At 72.8% G+C, this 24,713-nt stretch carries 22 protein-coding genes and 1 pseudogene; 13 read left to right on the top strand and 10 right to left on the bottom strand.

Annotated elements, in window-relative coordinates; translation table 11 throughout:
• The first annotated feature begins 26 nt into the window (after positions 1-26).
• The 4 genes from O7611_RS19115 to polA all read left to right on the top strand — a co-directional run bounded on the left by O7611_RS19115 (position 27) and on the right by polA (position 5,492).
• On the top strand, positions 27-932 hold the full coding sequence (locus O7611_RS19115) for an ABC transporter substrate-binding protein (protein ID WP_194801288.1): 906 nt from the start codon (positions 27-29) through the stop codon (positions 930-932).
• 4 nt (positions 933-936) lie between these two features.
• Positions 937-1,914: an amino acid ABC transporter permease gene (locus tag O7611_RS19110; RefSeq protein ID WP_013287514.1), complete on the top strand. Its 978-nt coding sequence runs from the start codon at positions 937-939 to the stop codon at positions 1,912-1,914.
• A gap of 53 nt (positions 1,915-1,967) precedes the next feature.
• Entirely contained in the window at positions 1,968-2,720 is a 753-nt protein-coding gene (locus tag O7611_RS19105; protein ID WP_194801306.1) for an amino acid ABC transporter ATP-binding protein, read from the top strand.
• 72 nt (positions 2,721-2,792) lie between these two features.
• Positions 2,793-5,492: a DNA polymerase I gene (gene polA / locus O7611_RS19100; protein ID WP_269697336.1), complete on the top strand. Its 2,700-nt coding sequence runs from the start codon at positions 2,793-2,795 to the stop codon at positions 5,490-5,492.
• A gap of 129 nt (positions 5,493-5,621) precedes the next feature.
• Here polA and O7611_RS19095 read toward each other — a convergent pair whose 3' ends face one another.
• From O7611_RS19095 to O7611_RS19075, 5 genes and pseudogenes are all read right to left on the bottom strand, one after another.
• Entirely contained in the window at positions 5,622-6,488 is an 867-nt protein-coding gene (locus tag O7611_RS19095) for a CPBP family intramembrane glutamic endopeptidase (RefSeq protein ID WP_269697335.1), read from the bottom strand.
• A gap of 44 nt (positions 6,489-6,532) precedes the next feature.
• Positions 6,533-6,877 (bottom strand): annotated as a pseudogene (locus tag O7611_RS19090) (DUF3140 domain-containing protein); the annotation flags it as partial.
• A complete protein-coding gene (locus O7611_RS19085; protein WP_030503817.1) occupies positions 6,864-7,082 on the bottom strand; it encodes a DUF2945 domain-containing protein in 219 nt (72 codons plus the stop codon). The pseudogene O7611_RS19090 and the gene O7611_RS19085, both read right to left, overlap by 14 nt.
• Before the next feature lie 41 nt (positions 7,083-7,123).
• Positions 7,124-7,675 carry a Uma2 family endonuclease gene (locus O7611_RS19080; protein ID WP_269697334.1) on the bottom strand — a complete coding sequence of 184 codons (552 nt, stop codon included), beginning with the start codon at positions 7,673-7,675 and terminating at the stop codon, positions 7,124-7,126.
• A 107-nt stretch (positions 7,676-7,782) separates the two neighbouring features.
• Positions 7,783-8,586: a class I SAM-dependent methyltransferase gene (locus O7611_RS19075; RefSeq protein WP_194803515.1), complete on the bottom strand. Its 804-nt coding sequence runs from the start codon at positions 8,584-8,586 to the stop codon at positions 7,783-7,785.
• Between the two features lie 312 nt (positions 8,587-8,898).
• On the opposite strand from O7611_RS19075, the gene rpsA reads away from it, so the two are divergent.
• Positions 8,899-10,425: a 30S ribosomal protein S1 gene (rpsA, locus tag O7611_RS19070; protein WP_047893869.1), complete on the top strand. Its 1,527-nt coding sequence runs from the start codon at positions 8,899-8,901 to the stop codon at positions 10,423-10,425.
• Positions 10,426-10,586: 161 nt separating this feature from the next.
• Positions 10,587-11,765, top strand: coding sequence for a dephospho-CoA kinase (gene coaE, locus O7611_RS19065; protein WP_269697333.1), 1,179 nt, complete (start codon positions 10,587-10,589; stop codon positions 11,763-11,765).
• 25 nt (positions 11,766-11,790) lie between these two features.
• Here the strand turns inward: coaE and O7611_RS19060 are convergent, their stop codons facing one another.
• Positions 11,791-13,329: a hypothetical protein gene (locus O7611_RS19060; protein ID WP_269697332.1), complete on the bottom strand. Its 1,539-nt coding sequence runs from the start codon at positions 13,327-13,329 to the stop codon at positions 11,791-11,793.
• 383 nt (positions 13,330-13,712) lie between these two features.
• Here O7611_RS19060 and uvrB point away from each other — a divergent pair, with 383 nt between their 5' ends.
• The 4 genes from uvrB (at position 13,713) to O7611_RS19040 (ending at position 18,060) form a co-directional block, all read left to right on the top strand.
• Positions 13,713-15,818 carry an excinuclease ABC subunit UvrB gene (gene uvrB / locus O7611_RS19055; RefSeq protein ID WP_187690918.1) on the top strand — a complete coding sequence of 702 codons (2,106 nt, stop codon included), beginning with the start codon at positions 13,713-13,715 and terminating at the stop codon, positions 15,816-15,818.
• Between the two features lie 25 nt (positions 15,819-15,843).
• Positions 15,844-16,680, top strand: a complete 837-nt coding sequence (locus O7611_RS19050; protein ID WP_269697331.1) for a helix-turn-helix transcriptional regulator — start codon at positions 15,844-15,846, stop codon at positions 16,678-16,680.
• Between the two features lie 25 nt (positions 16,681-16,705).
• Complete coding sequence (locus O7611_RS19045) at positions 16,706-17,074, top strand: VOC family protein (RefSeq protein ID WP_269697330.1); 369 nt, start codon at positions 16,706-16,708, stop codon at positions 17,072-17,074.
• Positions 17,075-17,160: 86 nt separating this feature from the next.
• Complete coding sequence (locus O7611_RS19040; RefSeq protein ID WP_194803511.1) at positions 17,161-18,060, top strand: DUF5753 domain-containing protein; 900 nt, start codon at positions 17,161-17,163, stop codon at positions 18,058-18,060.
• Positions 18,061-18,169: 109 nt separating this feature from the next.
• On the opposite strand, the gene O7611_RS19035 is transcribed toward O7611_RS19040, so the two are convergent.
• On the bottom strand, positions 18,170-18,463 hold the full coding sequence (locus tag O7611_RS19035; protein WP_013287496.1) for an antibiotic biosynthesis monooxygenase family protein: 294 nt from the start codon (positions 18,461-18,463) through the stop codon (positions 18,170-18,172).
• Positions 18,464-18,853: 390 nt separating this feature from the next.
• Here O7611_RS19035 and O7611_RS19030 point away from each other — a divergent pair, with 390 nt between their 5' ends.
• Positions 18,854-19,852, top strand: coding sequence for a TerC family protein (locus O7611_RS19030; RefSeq protein ID WP_194803519.1), 999 nt, complete (start codon positions 18,854-18,856; stop codon positions 19,850-19,852).
• A gap of 57 nt (positions 19,853-19,909) precedes the next feature.
• Here the strand turns inward: O7611_RS19030 and O7611_RS19025 are convergent, their stop codons facing one another.
• Both O7611_RS19025 and O7611_RS19020 read right to left on the bottom strand, forming a co-directional pair.
• Positions 19,910-20,971, bottom strand: a complete 1,062-nt coding sequence (locus tag O7611_RS19025) for a C40 family peptidase (RefSeq protein ID WP_194803510.1) — start codon at positions 20,969-20,971, stop codon at positions 19,910-19,912.
• Between the two features lie 57 nt (positions 20,972-21,028).
• Positions 21,029-22,126: a mandelate racemase/muconate lactonizing enzyme family protein gene (locus O7611_RS19020; RefSeq protein WP_194803509.1), complete on the bottom strand. Its 1,098-nt coding sequence runs from the start codon at positions 22,124-22,126 to the stop codon at positions 21,029-21,031.
• Positions 22,127-22,170: 44 nt separating this feature from the next.
• Here O7611_RS19020 and O7611_RS19015 point away from each other — a divergent pair, with 44 nt between their 5' ends.
• Positions 22,171-22,968 carry a tyrosine-protein phosphatase gene (locus O7611_RS19015; RefSeq protein ID WP_194803508.1) on the top strand — a complete coding sequence of 266 codons (798 nt, stop codon included), beginning with the start codon at positions 22,171-22,173 and terminating at the stop codon, positions 22,966-22,968.
• A 5-nt stretch (positions 22,969-22,973) separates the two neighbouring features.
• On the opposite strand, the gene O7611_RS19010 is transcribed toward O7611_RS19015, so the two are convergent.
• Entirely contained in the window at positions 22,974-23,840 is an 867-nt protein-coding gene (locus O7611_RS19010) for a serine hydrolase (RefSeq protein ID WP_194803507.1), read from the bottom strand.
• Between the two features lie 72 nt (positions 23,841-23,912).
• Between O7611_RS19010 and O7611_RS19005 the strand changes: the two genes are divergently transcribed.
• Positions 23,913-24,578, top strand: coding sequence for a class I SAM-dependent methyltransferase (locus O7611_RS19005; protein WP_269697329.1), 666 nt, complete (start codon positions 23,913-23,915; stop codon positions 24,576-24,578).
• Positions 24,579-24,713 lie beyond the last annotated feature (135 nt).

Here is a 24,713-nt window from a genome sequence, read left to right as displayed (position 1 = left end):
GACCCCTCGCAATAAGGAGTACAGCCATGTTCCACCCCAACCCCGGACGGCGGGCGGCGCTCGGCGTCGCCGGTGCGGCCGTCCTGCTGCTCTCCCTCGCCGCGTGCGGCGAGGAGGAGAGCACCGAGCAGCCCGGTGGCGGCCCCAGCGTCTCGTCGTCTGTCGACGCCGCGCTGGCCGCGAAGGTCCCGGACGCGATCAAGTCGGACGGCAAGATCGTGGTGGGCACCGACTCCACCTACGCCCCGGCGGAGTTCCTGGACACCGACGGTAAGACCGTGATCGGCTTCGACGTCGAACTGTTCACCGCGGTGGCGGCCAAGCTGGGCCTCAAGGCGGAATTCGTCTCGGCGCCCTTCGGCGACATCATCAACGGCGTCAACTCGGGCAAGTACGAGGCGGGCGTCTCGTCGTTCACCATCAACGACGATCGCAAGGCCCAGGCGAACATGGTCAGCTACTTCCAGGTCGGCACGCAGTGGGTGACCAAGAAGGGCAACCCGGCCGGGGTCGCGCTGGACAACGCCTGCGGCAAGAAGATCGCGGTGCAGAAGGACACGGTCCAGGTCGAGGACATCCAGAAGCGCTCCAAGGCGTGCACCGACGCCGGCAAGCCGGCGATCACCGTCGACCAGTTCCCGGGCCAGGACGCCGCCACCGCCGCCGTCGTGTCCGGCAAGGACGACGCGATGCTGGCCGACTACCCGGTCGGCGTGTACGCGGTGACGCAGTCCAACGACGCCCTGGAGCTGCTGGACAAGCAGTACGAGGCGGCGCCGTACGGCTACGTGCTGGCCAAGGAGCAGACGCAGCTGGCCGAGGCGGTGCGTGACGCCACCAAGGCCGTGATCGCCGACGGCTCCTACAAGCAGGTGCTGGACAAGTGGAAGGTGGGGGACGGCGCGATCACGGACCCCGCGATCAACCCGTGACGACATGACCACCGAGGAAGCGACAACCGCACGGGCACGGCCGGAACCGATCAAGGCCGTGCCCGTGCGGCACCCCGGACGATGGGTCGCGGTGGCGGTGCTCTCCGTCCTGGCCGCGATGTTCGTCCACCTGCTGGTGACCAATGAGGCCTTCAACTGGTCCTTCATGGTCGACAAGATGTTCCGGCCGCCGATCATCGAGGGCCTGCTGCGCGGCACCGTGCTGATGACGGTCAGCGCGATGTTGATCGGCGTCACGCTCGGCGTGGTGATCGCGGTGATGCGGCTGTCGGACAACCCGATCCTGCGCGGCGTGGCCTGGCTCTACACCTGGTTCTTCCGGGCCGTGCCCCGGCTGGTGCTGCTGGCCGTCTTCGGCAACATCGGCATCCTGTGGAGCCGGGTCGAGTTCGGGGTGCCGTTCGACACCCAGATCGGCCAGCTGTTCGGCATCGACAACCTGCAGCTACGGCTGTTCGGGTTCTCCTCCCGCGATATCCTCACCGGGTTCATGGCCGGTCTGCTCGGCCTCGCGCTCTCCGAGGCCGCGTACATGGCGGAGATCGTCCGGGCCGGCATCCAGTCGGTCGATCCCGGCCAGACCGAGGCCGCCCAGGCACTCGGCCTGAGCCGCGCCCAGTTGCTGCGCCGGGTGGTGCTGCCGCAGGCGATGCGGGTGATCATCCCGCCGACCGGCAACGAGACCATCGCCATGCTCAAGGACACGTCCCTGTTGCTCTACGTGCCGGTGAGCGTGGAGCTGTTCTTCCAGCTCGACGCGGTCGGTAAACGGACGTTCCAGATCTTCCCGATGTACGTCGCGGCCTGCCTGTGGTACCTGTTCCTGACCAGCATCCTGCTCGTCGGGCAGTACTACCTGGAACGCCACTTCGGCAAGGGCTACGGCGTGACCGGACGGGCCCGGCTGAAGCTGCGCGGGATGACTGCCGAGGCCGGCGGCGGCGCGGGGGTGGTGAAGTGACCGAGCTGATCGTGCCCGCGCAGGCCACCGCGCCGGCCGCCGAGTCCGGGCTGATGGTCCGGGCCGAGCAGGTGCACAAGTCGTTCGGGCCGCTGGAGGTGCTCAAGGGCATCGACCTGGAGGTCCGCTCCGGCGAGGTGTGCTGCCTGCTCGGACCCTCCGGCTCCGGCAAGTCGACGTTCCTGCGCTGCATCAACCACCTGGAGAAGATCGACGCCGGCCGGATCTGGGTCGACGGTGACCTGATCGGCTACCGGGAGCGCGGCGGCAAGCTGTACGAGATGCGCGACAAGGAGGTCGCCGCGCAGCGCCGCGCCATCGGCATGGTGTTCCAGCGGTTCAACCTGTTCCCGCACATGACGGTGCTGCAGAACGTCATGGAGGCCCCGGTGCTGCTGCGCCAGGCCAAGAAGACGGAGGCCCGGGAGCACGCCGCGCAGCTGCTGGACCGGGTGGGACTGGGCGACAAGCTCGGCGCGTACCCCGGTCAGCTCTCCGGCGGCCAGCAGCAGCGGGTGGCGATCGCCCGGGCGCTGGCCATGCGGCCGAAGCTGATGCTGTTCGACGAGCCGACCAGCGCGCTCGACCCGGAGCTGGTGGGCGAGGTGCTGGACACGATGAAGGACCTGGCCCGCGACGGCATGACGATGATCGTGGTGACCCACGAGATCGGCTTCGCCCGGGAGGTGGGCGACCACCTCGTGTTCATGGACGGCGGCGTCGTGGTCGAGCAGGGCGACCCGCGCGAGGTGATCTCGGCGCCCCAGCACGAGCGGACCAAGGCGTTCCTGGCCAAGGTTCTCTGACCTCGGCCTCCGGTGCGGCGCGCGCCGCACCGGAGGCCGGAGTTGTCGGGCGTACGGACTAGAGTCGCAGCCGTGACAGCTACGACGCCGCGCCTGCTCCTCGTCGACGGACATTCCCTGGCATACCGGGCGTTCTTCGCCCTGCCTGTGGAGAACTTCTCCACCACCACGGGGCAGCCGACCAACGCCGTCTACGGCTTCACCTCGATGCTGATCAACGTGCTGCGCGACGAGCAGCCGACCCACATCGTCGTGGCGTTCGACGTCTCCCGCCGCTCCTTCCGCACGGAGAAGTACTCCGAGTACAAAGCCGGCCGCAGCGAGACCCCCACCGACTTCAAGGGCCAGGTCAGCCTGGTCAAGGAGGTCCTCGCCGCGCTGCGCGTGCCGGTGGTCGAGAAGGAGGGCTACGAGGCCGACGACGTCATCGCCACGCTCGCCTGCCAGGCCCGCGACCAGGGCATGGACGTGCTGATCACCACCGGCGACCGGGACGCGTTCCAGCTCGTCGGCGAGCGGGTGACGGTGCTCTACCCGCGCAAGGGCGTCTCCGACCTGGCCCGGATGGACCCGGCCGCGGTCGAGGCGAAGTACGGCGTCACCCCTGATCGCTACCGCGACCTGGCCGCGCTGGTCGGCGAGACCAGCGACAACCTGCCCGGCGTGCCCGGCGTCGGCCCGAAGACCGCGGCCAAGTGGATCAATCTGTACGGCGGCGTCGAGGGCGTGGTGGCCCGGGCCGACGAGATCAAGGGCAAGGCCGGCGACAGCCTGCGCGAGCGGCTCGCCGACGTGATCCGCAACTACGAGATCAACTGCCTGGTCTCCGACCTGGAGCTGCCGGTCCGCCCCGAGGACGCCCGCTGGCAGGGCTGGGACCGCGAAGCGGTGCACCAGGTCTTCGACACGCTCCAGTTCCGCATCCTGCGTGACCGGCTCTACCAATACCTGGAAGCCGTCGAGCCGGAGGCCGAGGCGGGCTTCGATCTGGCCGGCGAGGTGCTCACCGAGCCGGGCGCGCTCGCGGGCTGGCTCGACACGCACGCCCCGGCGGGCGCACCGGTCGGCCTGGCGGTGACGCTCGACACCGGCCCCAACCGCCGGCACACCGCCACGGTTACCGCGATGGCGCTGGCCACCGCCGCCGGGGCGGGCGCCTGGTTCGACCCGAGCCGGCTGGAGGCCGGCGACGAGGCCGCGCTGGCCGGGTGGCTGGCCGACGCGGAGCGCCCGAAGGTGCTGCACGACAGCAAGCCGGTGGTGCTGGCGTTCGCCGCGCACGGCTGGGAGCTGCACGGCATCGCCCGCGACACCCAGATCGCCGCCTACCTGGCCCGCCCCGACCAGCGTTCGTACGACCTGACCGACCTGGCGCTGCGCTACCTGCACCGCGAGCTGCGCGTCGACGCGCCGGAGACCGGTCAGCTCACCCTGGACGGGCTCGGCGATGAGGGCGTGGCCGAGCAGAATCTCATGCTCCAGGCCCGCGCCACGCTCGATCTGGCCGACGCGATCGACGCCGAGCTGTCCCGCGACGGCGAGCAGTCGGCCCGGCTCATGGCCGGCGTGGAGCTGCCGCTGATGCGCGTGCTCGCCAGCATGGAGCGCACCGGCATCGCCGCCGACACCGACTACCTCTCCGAGCTGGAGGCGCACTTCGCCGCCGAGGTGAAGGCCGCCGCCCAGGGCGCGTACGAGGTGGTGGGCCGCGAGTTCAACCTCGGGTCGCCGAAGCAGCTGCAGGAGATCCTCTTCACCGAGCTGGGTCTGCCCAAGACCAAGCGGATCAAGACCGGCTACACCACAGACGCCGACGCGCTGCAGTGGCTGTTCGCGCAGACCGAGCACCCGCTGCTGCACCACCTGCTGCGCCACCGCGACGTGGCGAAGCTCAAGTCGACTGTCGACGGGCTGCTCAAGTCGGTCTCCGACGACGGCCGGATCCACACCACGTTCAACCAGACGGTGGCGGCGACCGGGCGGCTGTCCTCCACCGAGCCGAACCTGCAGAACATCCCGATCCGCACCGAGGAGGGGCGGCGGATCCGCCGCGCGTTCGTCGTCGGCGAGGGCTACGAGTGCCTGCTCACCGCCGACTACAGCCAGATCGAGATGCGGATCATGGCGCACCTGTCCTCGGACGACGCGCTGATCGAGGCGTTCAACTCCGGGCACGACTTCCACGCCGCCACCGCGTCCTCGGTCTTCACCGTCGAGGTCGGCGACGTGACCGCCGACCAGCGCCGCAAGATCAAGGCGATGAACTACGGCCTGGCGTACGGGCTCAGCGCGTTCGGCCTGTCCCAGCAGCTCGGCATCAGCGCCGAGGAGGCGCGCGGGCTGATGGAGAACTACTTCGCCGGGTTCGGCGGCGTCCGCGACTACCTCCAGGAGGTGGTGGCCCGGGCCCGCCAGGACGGCTACACCTCCACCATCCTGGGTCGCCGCCGCTACCTGCCCGACCTGGTCAGCGACAACCGGCAGCGCCGGGAGATGGCCGAGCGGATGGCACTGAACGCCCCGATCCAGGGTTCGGCGGCCGACATCATCAAGGTCGCGATGCTGCACGTCGACAGCGCGCTGCGCGACGCCGGGCTGCGGTCCCGGATGCTGCTGCAGGTGCACGACGAGCTGGTCTTCGAGGTCGCGCCGGGCGAGCGGGAGGCGCTGGAGGCGCTGGTACGCAAGCAGATGGGCGAGGCGTACCCGCTGTCGGTGCCGCTGGAGGTCTCGGTGGGCGAGGGCCGCGACTGGAACAGCGCCGACCACTGACTTCCCCACCCTGCCCTTCCTCCCGGTGGTGATCAAGGAGTTTGTGTCACGCCCGAGCCCGTTCGGGGACACAAACGCCTTGATCACCGCGAAGAGGCGACCCGGGAGGAGGCGGGGCGCGGCGGCCGGTCAGAGACCGAGCAGAACGGGCATCGCGTTGACCGCGCCGTGCACCACGAGCAGCGGCCACATCCGGCGGTACCGGGACCACAGGTAGCCGAGGAACAGCCCGATCACGCCGTGGTTGACGACCACCGACGCCAGGTCGACGGCGGGCCGGCCGCTGCCCTGGATGGCCACATGCCAGGCCGCCCACACCAGCGACGCGAGCACGATCGCCGGCCACCGGCCGAGCAGGGACTCCCACCGGGTCTGCAGCCAGCGCCGGTAGAAGACCTCCTCCAGCAGCGCGTTCACCGCGAAAGCCACAAGCAGCGTGACGACCAGCTCGACCGGCGTGACGGTCCGCCCCCAGTCGCTCGCCGGCACGGACAGCGGCGTCGCGTAGCTGAGCACCAGCCACACCGCCACCGGCAGCGCCGGACCCCACCGGTGGGCGGTGTCCGCCGGGGCCGGCCCCGGCCGCCACCGGGGCGGCCGGCGGCGCGCGGCCAGGAACACCACCATCGGTACGCCGAGCAGCAGCGCGAGCTTCACCAGCGTGTACGCGGGTTCGCCGCCGAGCAGCGGCATGACGGCGGCGAACGCGATCCCGGCCAGCAGCAGCGGCACCGCCTCGCGGTACGGCGCGACCGGGTCGGGCCACCTCGGGTCGGGCGCGGGCGGGATCAGGCGGATCAGTGCGATCCCGGCCAGCGCCGGGATCCAGCGGCTCCACATCGGTACGGTGCCGTCGTGGTCGGCGCTGTATCGGATGCCGGTGTTCCCGGTCGCCACCAGGAGAAGCGCCGCGACGGCGATCAGGCCGAGGCCCGCCAGGAGGACCACACGTCCGGCGCGGGGATGACGGCCTGCGGTCGAGACGTCTGTCGTCATCGCCGGCACGGTACCAACGCGACGCGAACGGACCGGGCGGCTCAGCCCTTGAGCGGGTCGTGCCCCCAGTTCATCAGCGACCAGCGCCACCTGGTGTCCCGCACGTCCCCGGACGGGCGCTGGGCGAGGTGGCGGTGGACGTACCCGATCACCTTGCGCATGTGCTTGTAGTCGGCGGCGGTCAGGTCGGCGCGCTTGCGGCGCAGCAGGTCGACGATGCGCCGGCCGGAGTCGTGCCCGACCGACTCGCCGCCCTGGGTGCCCTTCTTGTGCCAGCCGACGTGCTTGGACTCCTCGGTCTCCAGCCAGCGGGTCAGCTCACCGGGCTTCATGTTCACCGCGTCGGTGAACTCCCGGTACGTCTGCTGCGGGTCTTCAGCGCGACTCATGGCGCAGCACCTCCGGGCGGTGGGCCACGTCGCGGCCCGAGTCGTCGTTGGTGATCCGGTACTGCGGCTGCTCCGGCGAGGCGTTCACGGTGTGCCCGCGGACGTGGGTGCGCTCGGTCAGCTTCTCCTTGACGACGCCGTACGCCCGGCCGCTGTGGCTGGCCCAGGAGACGTGGTCGCCGGCGCGGAACTCCTTCTCGGCCATGCCGCCCGCTTACCCGCGGCCGACACCGAGTAACGGTGTGGTCAGGGCCGGATCTCGGCGATCGGCAGCTTGATCGCGAAGGGCTCGGACAGCTCGATCACCTCGCTGCTGCCGTCCACCAGCTCGTACTGCCGCTCGCCGCCCGGACCGATCCGGTCACCGAGGCGGTACGCGTAGAGGTGCACCGGATCCTGCTCGATCCGCCAGTAGAACGGGATCCCGGCGGCGGCGTACTCGCCCGGCTTGGCGAACCGGTCGACCCGCCGGGTGGCGGGGGAGACGATCTCGACGGCCAGGACGACGTCCGCCGGTCGCAGGAGGGACCTGTCGCTCGGCAGCCCGGCGTGGTGGAGCAGGACGTCCGGTTGCCGGCTGGTGTTGGGGCTGAGTCCGACCCTGATGGCCTGGGCGACCCGCAGCCCGGCCGGAGCGTGTGACCGCAGCCAGAGGCTGAGCAGGAGGGAGATGTCCTGGTGGCCCAGGGTGGGGGAGGGTGTCACCTGGAAGACTCCGTCGACGAGTTCGACGCGGGGGGCGTCGTCCGGCAGGGTGAGCAGATCCTCCAGCGTGTAGTCCGCACGCTGCTGCCGCATCGGGTCCGGACACCAGGGGCCAGGTGATGTCGGAATGGGCACGGCGCTCATGCGGCGAGCGTACCGCCGGGTGCCGGAGCTCGTGTCGCACCGGACGTGCGACGCGCTCAGCCCGTCGGCTTCTCCGCGACGAAGATCGCGGTGCCGGGGAACAGCCGGCCGCGCAGCGGGCTCCACTGGCCCCAGATCCCCTCGTGCCCGGCCGGCCACTCCGGCTCCACCAGGTCCAGCAGGCGGAACCCGGCGCCGACCAGCTCCCGGATCCGGTCGCCGAGGGTGCGGTGCTGCTCGACGTACGTGGCCACGCCGTGCTCGTCCTGCTCGACGTAGGGGGAGCGGTCGAAGTACGAGTGCACTGCGGTCAGCCCGCCCTCGCCCGGGTCGTCCAGGAAGATCCAGCGCATCGGGTGGGTGACCGAGAAGACCCACCGGCCGCCGGGCCGCAGCACCCGGGCCACCTCGCGCATCGCCGCCGCCGAGTCGTCCACGAACGGGATCGCGCCGAACGCGGTGCAGACGGTGTCGAACGCGGCGTCGGCGAACGGCAGGGCGAGCGCGTCGGCCTGCACCAGCGGCACACGTACCCCGGTGCGCCCGGCGGCCTCGGCGGCGTGCCGCAACATGCCGGCGGACAGGTCCAGCGCGACCGGCCGGGCGCCCTGGGCGGCGAGCCAGCGGGCGGCGGCGGCCGCCCCGGCGCCGAGTTCGAGGATCCGCCGGCCGGCGACGTCGCCGAGCAGCCGGACGTCGGCCTCGCGCAGCCCTTCCGGGCACCAGACGAAGTCGGCGTCGCCGAGGAACGCGCCGTGCTCGGCCTGGTACGCGTCGGCGTCGGTGTCCCACCATCCGCGGTTCGCGCGGCGGATCTCCCCGGCGTCGACCCGTCGGCGGGTCACCCTGTCGTCGTCCACGGGTTCACGCTAGGTCCGGCGGCGCGGACCGGGTGCGGTGGGGTGGTGGCTGGGGCGGATGTGACGGACGAGACAGCTGTGGCACCTTACCGCGCAAAATCTCCGCTTTCGCAGCGGATGAGTTCGCACGGACCCGGGAGGGCTTGCACGCTGTGGTAATGCAGCGGGTAGGCTAGACGATGCGCTCGCGGATCGTGTGCCTCGGCAGGGAGCAGGTGCGCGGTCACCGGAGCCACTAATGATCTTCTCGCGTCGATCGTTCGGTGTGCCCGGCGACGGATCCGTTGGCGCGGCAGAGTCACCGCGACACCCATGCCCGCTGTGACAACCCATCCGACCGGAGCAACCGCCCACATGACGAGCAGCATCGAGGCCACCTCGAGCGCCAACAAGGTCACCCACGACGACCTCGGCTCTGAGGAAGCTTTCCTCGCCGCGATCGACGAGACCATCAAGTACTTCAACGACGGCGACATTGTCGAAGGCACCGTCGTCAAGGTCGATCGGGACGAGGTCCTGCTCGACATCGGCTACAAGACCGAGGGTGTCATCCCCTCTCGGGAGTTGTCGATCAAGCACGACGTGGACCCGGCCGAGGTCGTTTCGGTGGGTGACCACATCGAGGCCCTCGTCCTCCAGAAGGAGGACAAGGAGGGTCGGCTGATCCTCTCCAAGAAGCGGGCGCAGTACGAGCGGGCCTGGGGCACGATCGAGAAGATCAAGGACGAGGACGGCGTCGTCCGCGGCTCGGTCATCGAGGTCGTCAAGGGTGGTCTCATCCTCGACATCGGCCTGCGCGGCTTCCTGCCCGCGTCGCTCGTCGAGATGCGGCGTGTGCGTGACCTGCAGCCGTACGTCGGCCGCGAGCTCGAAGCCAAGATCATCGAGCTGGACAAGAACCGCAACAACGTGGTCCTGTCCCGCCGTGCCTGGCTGGAGCAGACGCAGTCCGAGGTGCGCACCGAGTTCCTCAACAAGCTCCAGAAGGGGCAGGTCCGCAAGGGCGTCGTCTCCTCGATCGTCAACTTCGGCGCGTTCGTCGACCTGGGCGGCGTGGACGGCCTCGTGCACGTCTCCGAGCTGTCCTGGAAGCACATCGACCACCCGTCCGAGGTCGTCGAGGTGGGCCAGGAGGTCGAGGTCGAGGTCCTGGACGTCGACCTGGACCGCGAGCGGGTCTCGCTGTCGCTGAAGGCGACGCAGGAGGACCCGTGGCGTCAGTTCGCCCGCACCCACGCGATCCAGCAGATCGTGCCGGGTAAGGTCACCAAGCTGGTGCCGTTCGGTGCGTTCGTCCGGGTGGACGACGGCATCGAGGGCCTGGTCCACATCTCCGAGCTGGCCGAGCGCCACGTGGAGATCCCGGAGCAGGTCGTGCAGGTCGGCTCCGAGGTCATGGTCAAGGTCATCGACATCGACCTGGAGCGCCGCCGGATCTCGCTGTCGCTCAAGCAGGCCAACGAGGGCTTCGTCGAGGGCGAGGAGCACTTCGACCCGACCCTCTACGGCATGGCCGCGACGTACGACGACCAGGGCAACTACATCTACCCGGAGGGCTTCGACCCGGAGACGGGCGAGTGGCTCGAGGGCTACGACAAGCAGCGCGAGACCTGGGAGCAGCAGTACGCCGAGGCGCGTCAGCGCTGGGAGGCCCACACCAAGCAGGTGCAGACCTCCCGCGCCGCCGACGCCGAGGCCGCCGCCAACCCGGCTCCGGCCACCACCGGCACCACCACCTCGACCTCGGCCCCGAGCCGTCAGGCCGAGGAGCCGGCCGGCACGCTCGCGACCGACGAGGCGCTCGCCGCGCTGCGGGAGAAGCTCGCCGGCGGCAAGTGACCGGACGCTGACGCCTGTTCGTCCCACCGGACGGACCGGCGACTGCCTCTGACGACGGGCCCCGTCCCCGCGTTCCGCACCAGCGGAGCGCCGGGGGCGGGGCCCGCGTCGTGCGCCCGGCGGGTTTGGCATGCGGACTTCGGATCCGGTTGACTGTCCGGGTGCTGAAGGTGGGGCTGACCGGCGGAATCGGATCGGGCAAGAGCGCGGTGGCGAGCCGGCTCGCCACCCTGGGCGCGGTGATCGTCGACTCGGACCGCATCGCCCGGGAGATCGTCGCGCCCGGCACCGACGGGCTGGCCGAGGTGGTCGCCGCCTTCTCCGAAAAGGTTCTGGACGCCGACGGGGCGCTGGACCGGGCCGCCCTCGGCGCGGTCGTCTTCGGCGACGAGGCGGCCCGCCGCACGCTCGAAGGGATCACCCACCCCCGGGTACGCGCGCGCAGCGCCGAACTGGTCGCCGCCGCCCGCGCCGACGCGATCGTCGTCAACGACGTACCGCTGCTGGTCGAGGTGGGACTCGCGCCGACGTACCACCTGGTGGTCGTGGTGCAGACGGCCGTGCCGACCCGGATGGCCCGGCTGACCCGCGACCGGGGGATGGCCCCGGCGGAGGCGCAGCGGCGCATCGCCGCGCAGGCCGACGACGCGACCCGCCGCGCGGTCGCCGACGTGCTGCTGACGAACGACGGCACGCTCACCGATCTGCACGCCGCCGTGGACACCCTCTGGCGGGACCGTCTGCTGCCCTACGAGCGCAACGTCCGCGAACGCCGTGCCGTCCCACCCGACCCGGCGGCCCTCGCCGGGCCGGACCCGACCTGGCCCGAGCAGTACGCCCGGCTGGCCGCCCGGATTCGCCACGCCGCCGGCGGTGACATCCGGGTCGACCACGTCGGCTCCACCGCCGTGCCGGGGCTCGCCGCGCCGGACGTGATCGACATCCAGGTGACGGTGCCCTCCCTGGACGAGGCGGACGGGCCGCTCGCGCAGCGGCTGGCCGAGGCGGGTTTCCCGCGGCTGCCGGGCGAGTGGTGGGACGCGCCGCGGCAGCCGGAGCCGGTGCGCTGGGCCAAGCGGCTGCACGGCGGAGCGGACCCGGCACGTCCGGTGCGCCTGCACCTGCGGGAGGCCGGTTCGCCCGGCTGGCGGTACGCGCTGCTGATGCGCGACCACCTGCGCGCCGACCCGGCACGGCGGGCCGACTACCTGCAGGTGAAGAGGGAACTGGCGGCTGCGGCGCCGGAGCACGTCACGTGGGGCACGGTGACCGATCCCTGGTTCGACGAGGAGCACCTGCGCGCCGAGGAGTGGGCCGGGCAGACCGGCTGGCGGCCCTGACCGGGCGGTAGGGATCGGGCCGGGCTCAGCGCGGCGCCGAGGCCGCCGATCCGCCGCTGCCCGCCGCCCGACCGGGCGTGAGGTCGAGCCGGATCCACACGCCCGACCCGGCCCGCAGCTCCATCCGGTGCGGCAGGCCGCCCCGGTCCAGCCACAGGCGGCGGCCGCCCGGCAGCTCGAACACGTCGACGGCCCGGTCGTCCAGCCGGTCCTCCCGGATCCGGACGGCGGTCCCGTCGGGCGCGCGCCGGGCCGCCCGCAGCGCCGCGTCGAGCAGCCGGTCCAGGTCGTCGCCGGGCGGCCGCGCGGGGGCGGCGAGCAGCGCGGCCGGCGTCGGTGCCGGTGGCGTCGCGGGCCCGTCGGGGGACCGCTGCACCTCGGCCACGCGTCCCGGCCGGGCCCATCGCAGGGTGCGCCGGCCGCTGCCCTCCTCGATCACCGCGAGGTACGCCGACGGGCTCGTCCAGTTCACCGTTCCGGTGGCCCACAGGTTGTCCGACGGGCCGAGCGGCGCGGCCACCGTCACCGTCGCGCCGCCGACTGCCCGGAGCCGGGCGGGCAGCGCGGCCAGCCGGGCGACCTCGTCGTCGGTGAGTGCCCGGGGCTGGCCGGGCCGCCCGCCGAGCGCGTCCACCGGATGCAGCGTGGGCCGGTCGGCGCGGGTCAGGTCCACGGTGACGGGCGTGCCGTCGGCCAGCCGGCCGGTGAGCCGGTGCAGCCGGGCGTCCGCGTCCACCCACAGCGTGGGCAGTGGGTCACCGAGTGACGCGAGGGGCGCCTGGAGCACGTCCACCGGGACGCCGCCCACCTGGTCGCCGCGTAGCCACCGGCCGTCGGTGGCGGGTGGATCGACCCGGTCGGCGCCGAGCCCGATCAGCAGGTCGCGTACCGCGCCCAGGCCGTGCCCGCCGGTCGGGGAACGCATCCGCCACCGGTCCGCCGGCGGCACCAGCGGCGGCCGGGCCGGGGTGGGGAGCGCGCCCGGGTCGGGCCGTACCAGCAGCGCGGACGCGGTGGCCTGCACCAGGCCCCGGTCGTCGCCCGCGCCCGGGCCGCCGACGTCCAGGTAGACCAGGGGGCGGGCCCAGTCGACCCAGCCGACCAGTTCGGTACGGGCACCGTCGGCGCCGACCGTGACCCGGACACCGGCGCGTACGTCGCGCAGGTTGGAGACCCGCAGCGCGGCCACCCGGTCCGCCTCGGCGGCGGTCAGGGCACGTGTCGCCGGGGCGTCGTCGGTGCGGCCGGGCACCCAGGACGGCAGGGCGGCGACGAGCGTCGCGGCGGAGATCGCGGCTGCGGCCACGAGCGCGGCGAGGGCGATCCGGCGCCGGTCCGGCCCGTCCGGCGGGTCGTCGGCGCCGTCCAGTTCCGGGTCGCCGTCCGGCCGGGTGGTGAGCGGGGGACGGCGGCCGTCGAAGAGGCCGGCCCGGCGGCGCCGGCCGGCCACGGTGGCGGGCCGGGTCGGTGTGCTGGTGCGGCCGCGCCGGTGGCCGCGACCCGGTTCCCGGGGTACGGCCTGGTCGCCGTCGCCCCGCGCGGAGAGCCGGTGGGGGCGGCTCACGCCGCGCTGGCGGCCCGGCTCGTCGGCGGGCGGGGGCGTGCCGGTGTCGGGCTCACGTCGCGGCCTGCGCTCGGGAGAGGTCCCCACGAGTGGAGAACGCGAGAGCGGGGTTTCGGTGACGAGCAGGGGCGCTCGCGGCGGCCGGTCAGCGCTGCGCGCGACCACCGTCGGCGCGCACGCCGGTCGTCCCGGGTGCTGCGGCCCTGGCGCCGGGGGCGACCGGCCCGCGTGGGGCGATCACCGGCCCGGTCGGCCGCCGCGAGCGGCCTACGGTACGAGGGTAGACCGGTGAGATGAGCCACACAATGGGAATATCGAAGCCGATCAGGGACGGTCCGTGGTCGTGGCCGGAAGTGTCGGACCCCGGGCGTACGGTTGGTGTCATGGCGCTCGACATTCCCCGGCTCGACGGCCGCTTCCAGGTCGTCAGTGAGTTCCAGCCGGCCGGTGACCAGCCGGCTGCCATCGACGAGCTTGAGCGTCGCGTGCGGCGCGGCGACCGCAACACGGTGCTGCTCGGCGCGACCGGCACGGGCAAGAGCGCCACCACGGCGTGGCTGGTCGAGCGGCTCCAGCGGCCGACCCTGGTGCTCGCCCCCAACAAGACCCTCGCGGCCCAGCTGGCGAAGGAGTTCGGCGAGCTGCTGCCGCAGAACGCCGTCGAATACTTCGTCTCCTACTACGACTACTACCAGCCCGAGGCGTACATCCCGCAGACCGACACCTACATCGAGAAGGACTCCTCGATCAACGAGGAGGTCGAGCGGCTGCGGCACTCGGCCACCATGTCGCTGCTCACCCGGCGGGACGTCATCGTCGTCGCCACCGTCTCGGCGATCTACGGCCTGGGCACGCCGGAGGAATACCTCGACCGGGCCGTGCGGGTCAAGGTCGGGCAGGAGCTGGACCGCGACCAGCTGCTGCGCCGGCTGGTCGACATCCAGTACACGCGCAACGACATGGCCTTCCAGCGCGGCACCTTCCGGGTCCGCGGCGACACGCTGGAGATCATCCCGGCGTACGAGGAGCTGGCGGTCCGGATCGAGCTGTTCGGTGACGAGATCGAGAAGCTCTACTACCTGAACCCGCTGACCGGTGACGTGGTCCGCGAGGTCGACAGCCTGATGATCTTCCCGGCCACGCACTACGCCGCCGGTCCGGAGCGGATGGAACGGGCGATCCGCGACATCGAGGCCGAGCTGGGTGAGCGGCTGGCCGAGCTGGAACGGCAGGGCAAGCTGCTGGAGGCCCAGCGGCTGCGCATGCGCACCACCTACGACATCGAGATGATGCGCCAGGTGGGGTTCTGCTCCGGCATCGAGAACTACTCCATGCACATCGACGGCCGGCTGCCCGGCAGCCCGCCGCACTGCCTGCTCGACTACTTCCCTGACGACTTCCTCACCGTGGTCGACGAGTCGCACGTGACGATCCCGCAGATCGGCGGCATGTACGAGGGCGACGCCTCCCGTAAGCGGATGCTCATCGACCACGGCTTCCGGCTCCCCAGCGCCGCCGACAACCGGCCGCTGCGCTTCGACGAGTTCCTGGAGCGGGTGGGTCAGATGGTCTTCCTCTCCGCCACCCCCGGCCCGTGGGAGCTGGAGCAGGCGCAGGGCGAGTTCGTCGAGCAGGTGATCCGGCCCACCGGCCTGATCGACCCCGAGGTGGTGGTCAAGCCGACGAAGGGGCAGATCGACGACCTCATGCACGAGATCAAGCTGCGGACCGAGCGGGACGAGCGGGTGCTCGTCACCACGCTCACCAAGAAGATGGCCGAAGACCTCTCCGACTACCTGCTGGAGAACGGCATCCGGGTGCGCTACCTGCACTCCGAGGTGGACACGCTGCGCCGGGTCGAGCTGCTGCGCGAGCTGCGCAAGGGCGACTACGACGTGCTCGTCGGCATCAACCTGCTCCGGGAGGGTCTCGACCTGCCCGAGGTGTCGCTGGTGGCGATCCTCGACGCCGACAAGGAGGGCTTCCTGCGCAGCGGCCGGTCGCTGATCCAGACCATCGGCCGCGCGGCCCGTAACGTCTCCGGCCAGGTCCACATGTACGCCGACAAGATCACGCCGTCGATGGCGGACGCGATCGACGAGACCAACCGGCGCCGGGCCAAGCAGATCGCGCACAACGAGGCGAACGGCATCAAGCCGGAGCCGCTGCGCAAGAAGATCCACGACATCCTCGACGACATCTACCGCGAGGCGGAGGACACCGAGAACAGCAACGTCGGCGGTGCCGTGCGGCAGCTGTCCCGGGGCAAGGCTCCGGTCAAGGAGACCCGCAGCCGCCGGGGCGCCGCGGCCACCCCGTCGCGGGAGGGGATGGCCCGGGCCGACCTGGCCAACCTCATCCAGGAGCTCAACGACCAGATGCTCGCTGCCGCGCGGGAGCTGCAGTTCGAGCTGGCCGCGCGGATCCGCGACGAGGTCGCCGACCTCAAGAAGGAGCTACGCGGGATGGACGCCGCAGGGGTCCGGTGACCGGCGCGACGGCCGGGGCGGCGCGATGCTGACCGAGGCCGTCGTCGGGCGCCCCGACCCGCGGCTGCGCCGGTGGGTGGACAGCTACCTCGGCTACCGCGAGGACGTGCCCGTCCCGCTGGTACGCCGGGAGGTCGCGGGCGCCTTCGTGGTGCTGATCCTCGGCTGGGGCGACCCTCTCGCCGTGACCGACCCGCGTGCCCCCGGTGAGGGCGGGTCCGCCACCAACGCCTTCCTGGCCGGCCCGTTCGACGGCTGGTGCGCCACCCGGACGGCCGGGACCGGCACCGGGGTGCAGGTGCTGCTGACCGCCCCGGCGGCCCGCCGCCTGCTCGGGCTGCCGCTGGCCGAGCTGGCCAACCGGGTGGTGCCGCTCGACGCGGTGGCGGGCTGGCTGGCCCGGCTGCGCGACGAGCTGGCCGGCGAGCCGGGCTGGCCGGAACGCTTCGCCCGGCTCGACGCGGCAGTGGCCGCGCGGCTGGCGGCGACCGCGCCGGTGGACCCGCACCTGCTGGCGGCCTTTCGGCGTCTGGACGGCAGCGGGGGAGCGGTCGGCGTGGCCGCGCTCGCCGGGGAGCTGGGCTGGTCCCGCCGTCACCTGTCGGTCCGGTTCCGGCGGGAGTTCGGCCTGCCGCCGAAGACGGTCGCCCGCCTGCTGCGTTTCGAGCGGGCGTACGCGAGCCTGGGCCGCACGCTGCTCACCGCGGACGCCGCCGTGCCGGACGACGCCGGGTGGGCGGAGCGGGCCGCCCGGTGGGGCTACTACGACCAGTCGCACCTGATCCGGGAGTTCCGCGAGTTCGCCGGCGCCACCCCGGCCGCGCTGACCGGGCCCGGATCGCATTCGTCCAATCCGGCCTGACCGCTCCGGCGGCAGACTGACCGCCATGCGAAGCATCTATCCGTTCCTGCGGTATCCCGACGTGCGAGCCGCAGCCGACTTCCTCTGTTCCGCGTTCGGCTTCACCGTGCGCGAGGCCCACGAACTGCCCGACGGCACGGTCGGCCACGCCGAGCTGGCGTACGGCGACGACCTGGTGATGCTCGGCCCGGGGCCGGCGCCCCGGTCCCGGCCGGCCGACGACGACTACCGGGTCTACGTGGCGCTCGACGACGTCGACGCGCACCACGAGCGTGCCCGGTCGGCCGGCGCGGAGATCGTCCGGGCGCCGTTCGACACCGACTACGGCTCCCGTGACTACGCCGCCCGCGACCTCGCCGGGTTGGTCTGGTCGTTCGGCACCTACCGGCCCTGAGCGCCGCCGCCCGCCTGGTTGCGCTGTGTGGGCGAGGTATTGCCGAGCGTGACGGTGATGCGTACGCTCCCTCCCGGGAGGCGTGCATGCCGTTGTCAGCAAGTCCTGTGGTCCGGAGGGCGCGGCTCGGTGTGGAGCTGCGCCGGCTGCGTCGTCGCGAGTCGCTCACGCTCGAACAGGTCTGCACCCGGCTGGGCTGGGCGTCCACGTCGAAGCTGTCCCGCATCGAGCTGGGGCAGAGCCGGCCCGACCTGGCCGACGTGCTCGACCTGCTCGACGTCTACGCGGTGCCGCCGCCGCAGCGCGACGAGCTGATCGTCATCGCCCGCGACGCGGCCACCGGCCGGGGCTGGTCCAAGGCGCTCGGCGAGATGGGGGAGCGCCAGCGGGCGTACGCCGAGCTGGAGGCGGGCGCGGAACGCATCGTGGAGTACCAGTGCGTGCTCGTACCCGGCCTGCTCCAGACCCCGGCGTACGCCCGGCTGCGCGTGGCGGCCGGCGCGGCGCTGACCGGCGAGGTGGACGTGGAGGCCGACGTGCGCGCCCGCGTCGCACGCCAGGAACTGCTGATCCGGCCGGACCCGCCGCACTACACCGCCCTCGTCGACGAGCGCGTCTGCGACCCGGACGGCCTGCCCGCCGACGTGTGGCGCGACCAGATGCGGCACCTGCTCGCGCTCGCCGAACGGCCCCGCGTCAGCGTCCGGGTGCTGCGGTCCGCGGCGTCCAGCGGCGACGGGCCGCACCCGCTGGCGCCGTTCTCGTACTACGCCTACCCCGACCCGGACGACCCGCGCACCGTGCTGGTGGAGACGCTCACCACCGACCTGCGGCTGGTCGCCGAGGCGGACGTGGCCCACTACGAGCGGGTCATCGAGCGGCTGCTGGCGGCGGCGCTGCCGGCGGACGCCTCCGCCGAACTGGTCGCCCGGCGGCTCGGCGCGGCGCCGGTGCCCCGGCCGCGCGATCCGCACGAGCTGGAGTGAGCCCGTACGGCCCGCTGTCGGTGCGGCGCGACCACCGGGCCCGGCGCCCCCGATGCCCGTCGGGACCGGTGGCCGCGCAGCGCGCAGGCTACGGCAGGGGTACGACAGTTCAGGCCGGCACGTCGATGAAGTGCTCGACCAGCGGTGGGCCGGCGAAGTGCGGGCCGATCAGCCCGCGCCACTGCGCGAACCGCTCGGTCTGGCGGAAGTTCACGTCGTGCGCCTCGACCGAGTCCCACTCGACGAGCAGCACGAACCGGGTGGGCGACTCCACGCCCCGGGTCATCCGCACGGAGCGGCAGCCTTCGGCGCCGGCGAGGATCGGCCGCGCCTGCGCGTACGCGGCGGCGAACTCGTCCTCGTGTCCGGGCGTGACATCGATCAGCGCGACCTCAAGAACCATGCAGGCAGCCTGCCATGCCGGCCCGCCGCCGGTGCGTCCCGGGTGACGTCCCGGCGCGCCCCGCCAGGGGGACGACTAGCCTCCTAGGACGCCCTGCGCGACGTGAGCCGCAGCACGTCGAGAGATCGATGGGCGGCCCGGAGATGCGCCACCCGGGTGCGATGGTGAACAATGGCGGCCGAGGAGGGGAGTATTCCCCCGCGACGGAGTCGTCAGCACGGAAGAGCGCCGGCACCCCCGGTGGCCCGACCCGGCTCCGCCGGTCGGAACCCGGCACCCGGGCTCCGGCGGAAGAGACCTCCGACAGTCACCCCTGTCAGCGTCGACGCACCCCGGCACCGCACCCGGCGTACGGTGTGCCCGACGCAGCGTGTCTGCCGGAGGATGGATTTGAACGTGTCCGCATTGGTGTGGGCGGTAACGCTGATCGCGATGATCGCGGTCCTGCTCGCCGACCTGTTCATCATCGGCCGGCGGCCGCACGAGCCGAGCGTCCGGGAGTCCAGCCTGTGGGTGGGCTTCTACGTCGGCCTGGCGCTGATCTTCGGCGTGGTGCTCTGGCTGACCGCGGGTGGCCGCGTCGCAGGCGAGTTCTACACCGGCTGGCTCACCGAGTACAGCCTCTCGGTGGACAACCTCTTCGTCTTCGTGATCATCATGGCCCGGTTCGGGGTGCCCCGGCAGTACCAGCAGAAGGTGCTGCTCGTCGGCATCATCCTGGCGCTGATCATGCGGGGTGGCTTCATCGCGGCGGGCGCGGCGCTGATCTCCCAGTTCTCCTGGGTGTTCTACATCTTCGGCGCGTTCCTCATCTACACCGCTGTGAACCTGGCCCGGCAGGGCGAGCCGGACGAGGACGAGTTCAGCGAGAACCTGCTGATCCGGTGGAGCCGCAAGGCACTCCCGCTGTCCCGTGACTACGACGGCGCGCGGATGACCACCCACGAGCACGGGCGGCGCCTGTTCACCCCGATGCTCATCGTGATGATCGCGATCGGCACCACCGACCTGATCTTCGCGCTGGACTCGATCCCGGCGATCTTCGGCATCACCCAGGAGCCGTACCTGGTCTTCACCGCGAACGTGTTCGCGCTGATGGGGCTGCGGCAGCTCTACTTCCTGCTCGGCGGCCTGCTGGACCGGCTCATCTACCTCAGCTACGGCCTCGCCGTGGTGCTCGGCTTCATCGGCGTGAAGCTGGTGCTGGAGGCGCTGGCCGAGAACAACCTGCCGTTCATCAACGGCGGCGAGCACGTGGCGTGGGCCCCGCACATCCCGATCTGGCTGTCGCTGACGGTCATCCTCGGCACCCTGGGTGTGGCCACCGCCGCCAGCCTGGCGAAGTCGTCGCGGGACCGGCGCCGGGAACTGGCCCAGGCCCGCCGCTGACCCGTCCGTCCCGTCCGGGGCGCTCCCGTGCGGGGGCGCCCCGCGGCGTGTCAGCGGTCAGACGCGGTGGGCGCCGACGAGAGTGGCGGTCCGGTCGGCCGGCAGCTCCTCCTCGATCACCCGGCGGGTCAGGTAGCAGGCGTGCAGCATCCGGCGCCGGCCGCCGCGCGGCTCGGCCGACACGATCCCGACGTGGTGGATGCGCCGGCCGGGCCGGGCGAAGAAGTAGAGGTCGCCGGGGCGTTCGGCGTCCAGCGGCACCCGCGAGGTCGCCGCCGCCTGGTCGTCGGCGTCGCGGGGGAGCGTGATCCCGTACCGTCGCCAGGCCAGGTGCACCAGCCCGGAGCAGTCGATGCCGTCGGTGGACATGCCGCCCCAGACGTAGACGAGGTCGCGCAGCCGTTCGGCGACCGCGAGCACCTGCTCGGCCTCGGGACGCTCGGCGGGCAGCGGCACCAGGTCGTCCTCCGGGGCCCAGAGCGGGTCGGGCCGCCCGGGTACGCGGACCGGGCGTCTGCCGTTCACCGCCGGCCCGGCCGGGGTGAGCCGGGTGCCGAGGACCACGCCGGTGAGCGCGGCGCCGCCGCCGGGCTCGGCACGCAACGCGGTGCGGGCCACGTCGACCGTCAGCGGACCGTCGGCCGCCGGGCCGGAACCGGCCGGCCTGGGACCGGCCGGACCGGTGCCGACCGCTGCCGGTCCGGCCGAAGCGGGGCCCGATCGCGCCGTGCCGGACGCGGCGGGGCCGGCCGGAGCGGGGCCGGCGGGGACGCTGCCGGACGGGACGGTGTCGGCCGGGTCGGCGTCGGCCAGGTGGGCGGCCCGCAGCCAGCCCGGGTAGCCGTCGGCGCCGAGCTTCGCCGCGGGCTGGCCCAGCGCCACCACCCGCACCCAGCCGTCCGGCCGGGACTCGGTGACGCGCACCGGCTCGCCGAGCAGCAGCTGGGTCAGGACGCAGTCACCGACGAGCTGGTCGCGGTCCATGCCGGCGATCCAGGCGGCGACGTCGGGCGAGCCGGCGAGGGCGGGGCAGTCGATCGGGCGTACCGCCTCGGGAGCGGTCCACAGGGTCGCCACCGGTACCCGTACGACGGCCCGGCGGCCGGGCTGAGGTGCCACGCGTACCCCTCTCTCCGGTGGTCGTCCGGGCGACCATATGAAAAATTCTGACGTTGCTCAACTACGTGTCTGAATTTTAGCTTCACGCAGGCCGGTGACCCCCAGGCCCGGAGCGTCCGGCAGCAGCACGCTCGCGCCCTCGTACCGGATGCCCCCGGTGACCGGCGACCAGGCCAGCCACCAGGCGGCGTCGAGGTCCGACACGGCGGTGGTGCCGGACGCGGCGACCAGGCTGGCCGCGGCGCCGACCCCCACCGGGCCCTCCATCATCGAACCGACGATGGTGCCCATGCCGTGCGCGGCGGCCAGGTCGAGCAGCGTGCGGGCCGGTTGCAGGCCGCCGCACTTGGCCAGCTTCACGTTGACCATGTCGGCGGCGCGCCGCCGGATCACCTCGACCAGGTCGCGCACGTCGAAGACGGACTCGTCGGCCAGGATCGGCAGGTCCACCCGGTCGCTGACCCAGGCCAGCCCGTCCAGGTCGCGGCGGTGCACCGGCTGCTCGACCAGCTCCACGTCGAGCCCCGCGTCCTCGATCGCGCGGATCACCCGCACCGCCTCCCGGGGCGTCCAGCCCTGGTTGGCGTCCAGCCGGATCCGCACGTCCGGCCCGACCGCGGCCCGCACCGCCCGGACCCGGTCCAGGTCGCCGCGGGCGTCGGTGCCGACCTTGAGCTTGAGCACGCCGAACCCCTCGGCGCCGCGCCGCGCCGCCGTCGCCGCCAGGTCGACCGCGTCACCGGCGGCCAGCGTGACGTCGGTCGGCACGCGCAGCGCCGTGCCACCGAGCAGACGCACCAGGGGTACGCCGAGCCGCCGCGCGGCCAGGTCGTGCAGCGCCACGTCGAGCGCCGCCTTCGCCGACTCGTTTCCCACCACGGCACGGCGCACCAGCACGCCTGCTGCCTGGAGGTCGTCGGCGTCGCGGCCGATCAGCAGCGGCGCGAGCAGTTCGCGTACGCACGCCTCGGCACCCGCCACCGACGCGCCGGTGACCTGCCAGACCTGCGGCGCCTCCCCGAAACCGGACCGGCCGTCGCCGTCGACCACCTCCACCACCAGCGTGTCCACTGTGGTGGTACGGCGCAGCGCGGTGACGAACGGGGTGTGTAAGGGGGCCGACAGACGGTGGGTGCGTACCGCGGCGATCGTCATGTGGGGCACCCTATAGCCAACTGGCGGCGAGCAGGGGAGGGCCGATGGCCGGGCGGGAATGGGAGCTGGTGGGCGCGCCGAACGCGCGTGACCTGGGTGGACTGCCGACGAGCGACGGGCGGCGGGTACGGGCGGGGCGGCTCATCCGCACACCCGCGCTGGGCCGGCTCACCGACGAGGACCTGCCGGTGCTGGGCAAGCTCGGCCCGGCCTGCGTGGTGGACCTGCGCGACGTCCACGAGCAGGCGGTGGCCCCGCCGGACCGGCTGGTGGGCGAGCCCCGCACCGTGCACCTGCCGGTCTACGACGCGGCGCACCCGGTGTTCACGTACGTCTCGGCGGTGCTGCAGGGCCACGACCTGGACGCGTACGCGGCGCTGGCCCGCGAGGGCATGCCGGGGGCGATGACGGCGATCTACCGCTGGTTCGTCACCGGGGAGTCGGCACGGACCGGGTTCGGCGCGGCGGTGCGGCTCGCCGCCGAGGGCGCGAACCTGCCGCTGCTGTTCCACTGCTCGGCCGGCAAGGACCGCACCGGCTGGCTGTCGGTGGTGCTGCTGACCGCGCTGGGCGTGGAGGACGAGGCGATCCGCGCCGACTACCTCGTGCACAACGAGTTGACCGAGAGCCTGCGCGAAGTGCTGCTGTCCGCGATGATCCAGCGCCGGCCGGACCTGGACCCGGCGGTGGCCCGGCCGCTGCTGGAGGTGCGCCCGGAATACCTGGACGCCGCCTACGACGAGGTGCGCCGCGCGCACGGCTCGTTCGACGCGTACCTGCGCGACGGTCTGGGGGTGACCGACGCGCACCGCGCCGCGCTGCGCGAGCGGCTGCTGGAGTAGCCGGGTCAGCCGGCCAGGTCGTGCCGCGCGGCCCAGACCCGCTCGGAGACGTGCGCGATCAGCCGGCAGGCGTCATCCTCGACCTCGTCGCCGTCCGCGCCGCCGTCGGCCAGCTCGGTGGTGGTGCAGACGACGATCGTGTACGGCGGCGAGTCGTCCGGGAACACCACGCCCGCGCCGTGGCGTACGCCGCGTACCCAGCCGTTCTTGTGCGCGATCCGGGTGCCGTCGGGCAGCCCGGCGGCCAGGTCCTCGCGGTGTTCCTGCGCGACGAGCACGGCGAGCATGGCGGCGCAGCCGGCCGGCGAGGCGAGCGGGCCGGGCCGGGACGCGCCGAGCGCCAGCTCACCGAGCAGGGCGGCCAGGTCGGCGGCGGTGACCAGGTTGTCGATGCCAGAGTCGCGGGCGGCGAAGTCCTCGATGCCGCGGCCGGTGACGCTGTGCCGCGCACCGGCGAGCGCCCACGCCTGCGCCACGGCGGGCAGCCCCACCTGGCCGATGCAGATGTTGGTGGCGAGGTTGCTGGACCGGACGATCATCCGTTCGGCGAGCCAGCGCAGCGGCGCCTCACCGCCGACGCGGTCCCAGACCGCCTCGTCGTTGTCGTAGTCGCGGTCGTTCGCGAACCGGGGCGCGCCGGGCAGCGCGGAGTCGAACGAGTTGCGCACCGGCACCGGCGCGTCCAGGTCGAGCCGGCCGGCCTCGGCGGCGCGGAACAGCGCAACCAGCACGGCGAGCTTCATGGTGCTCGCCGCGTAGTGGGTGGCGTCGGCCCGCCGCGTCCACGCCGGCCGCGCGCCGGGGCGGCCCACGTACGCGGAGACGGTGCCGGGCACCCGGTCCAGGTGTGCGTCGAGGTCCTCCCAGGTCATGACCGCACCGTAGCGGATCTTCGTGGCGTACGCGGGGCAGCGGCGGGCCCGGTGCGGGGCTAGCGTGCGGAGATGACGACCCCGTTGTACGACGACATCGCCGACTGGTACGAGGAGTACGCCAGCGAGACCTCGTCGGTCTACATGGACCGGGTCCGGTCGGTGCTGGCCGACCTGCTGGGCGAAGGCCCCGGCCGCTGCGTGGACCTGTGCTGCGGCACCGGGGCGCACGCGGCCGAGCTGAAGCGTCTCGGGTGGACACCGGTGGGGGTGGACCTGTCCGGCGGGCAGTTACGCCACGCCCGCGCCCGGCTGCCGGTGGCCCGGGCCGACGCGACCGCGTTGCCACTCGCCACCGGCGCCGTACCGGCGGTGGTCTGCGTGCTCGCGCACACCGACATGCCGGACTATCCGGCGGCGGTCGCCGAGGCGGCGCGGGTGCTGGCACCCGGCGGCCGGCTGGTGCACGTCGGCGTGCACCCGTGTTTCGTGGGTGCGTTCGCCGACCGGTCCGAGCCGGAGCGGATCGTGATCGATGGCGGGTACGCCTCGCGGGAGCACACGGTCCGCTCGTGGAACTCGGTCGGGGTCCGCGCCCGGGTGGGCGCCTGGCACCTGCCCCTGGCCGGGTTGTTGAACGCCGTGGCGGCCACCGACCTGCGGCTGACCCGGGTGGTCGAGTCCGGCTCCGGTCCGGTCCCCGACGTCCTGGCCCTGGAGGCCACCAAACCTCACTGACCCCGCTGGCTGTGACTTCGCCTCGCGTCTGAGGCACGGTACCGGCCCCGTGGCGCGTCTCGCCGTCTCGCATCTGTCGCGCAGCCCTCCCGTTGACCGCGTCGATCATGAAGTTGGCGGCGGACTCGATCTCCA

Source organism: Micromonospora sp. WMMC273, from assembly GCF_027460285.1.
In the GTDB taxonomy this organism is placed as follows: domain Bacteria; phylum Actinomycetota; class Actinomycetes; order Mycobacteriales; family Micromonosporaceae; genus Micromonospora; species Micromonospora aurantiaca.
This window is presented reverse-complemented; position numbering and strand designations above follow the sequence as displayed.

Coding starts and splice junctions, on each gene's coding strand:
- O7611_RS19105 (WP_194801306.1), top strand. CDS start 1,968: ATGGTCCGGGCCGAGCAGGTGCACAAGTCGTTCGGGCCGCTGGAGGTG.
- uvrB (WP_187690918.1), top strand. CDS start 13,713: ATGGCGCTCGACATTCCCCGGCTCGACGGCCGCTTCCAGGTCGTCAGT.
- O7611_RS19115 (WP_194801288.1), top strand. CDS start 27: ATGTTCCACCCCAACCCCGGACGGCGGGCGGCGCTCGGCGTCGCCGGT.
- O7611_RS19050 (WP_269697331.1), top strand. CDS start 15,844: ATGCTGACCGAGGCCGTCGTCGGGCGCCCCGACCCGCGGCTGCGCCGG.
- O7611_RS19035 (WP_013287496.1), bottom strand. CDS start 18,463: ATGGTTCTTGAGGTCGCGCTGATCGATGTCACGCCCGGACACGAGGAC.
- rpsA (WP_047893869.1), top strand. CDS start 8,899: ATGCCCGCTGTGACAACCCATCCGACCGGAGCAACCGCCCACATGACG.
- O7611_RS19005 (WP_269697329.1), top strand. CDS start 23,913: ATGACGACCCCGTTGTACGACGACATCGCCGACTGGTACGAGGAGTAC.
- O7611_RS19010 (WP_194803507.1), bottom strand. CDS start 23,840: ATGACCTGGGAGGACCTCGACGCACACCTGGACCGGGTGCCCGGCACC.
- O7611_RS19045 (WP_269697330.1), top strand. CDS start 16,706: ATGCGAAGCATCTATCCGTTCCTGCGGTATCCCGACGTGCGAGCCGCA.
- O7611_RS19110 (WP_013287514.1), top strand. CDS start 937: ATGACCACCGAGGAAGCGACAACCGCACGGGCACGGCCGGAACCGATC.
- O7611_RS19085 (WP_030503817.1), bottom strand. CDS start 7,082: ATGGCCGAGAAGGAGTTCCGCGCCGGCGACCACGTCTCCTGGGCCAGC.
- O7611_RS19040 (WP_194803511.1), top strand. CDS start 17,161: ATGCCGTTGTCAGCAAGTCCTGTGGTCCGGAGGGCGCGGCTCGGTGTG.
- O7611_RS19015 (WP_194803508.1), top strand. CDS start 22,171: ATGGCCGGGCGGGAATGGGAGCTGGTGGGCGCGCCGAACGCGCGTGAC.
- O7611_RS19020 (WP_194803509.1), bottom strand. CDS start 22,126: ATGACGATCGCCGCGGTACGCACCCACCGTCTGTCGGCCCCCTTACAC.
- O7611_RS19095 (WP_269697335.1), bottom strand. CDS start 6,488: ATGACGACAGACGTCTCGACCGCAGGCCGTCATCCCCGCGCCGGACGT.
- O7611_RS19080 (WP_269697334.1), bottom strand. CDS start 7,675: ATGCGGCAGCAGCGTGCGGACTACACGCTGGAGGATCTGCTCACCCTG.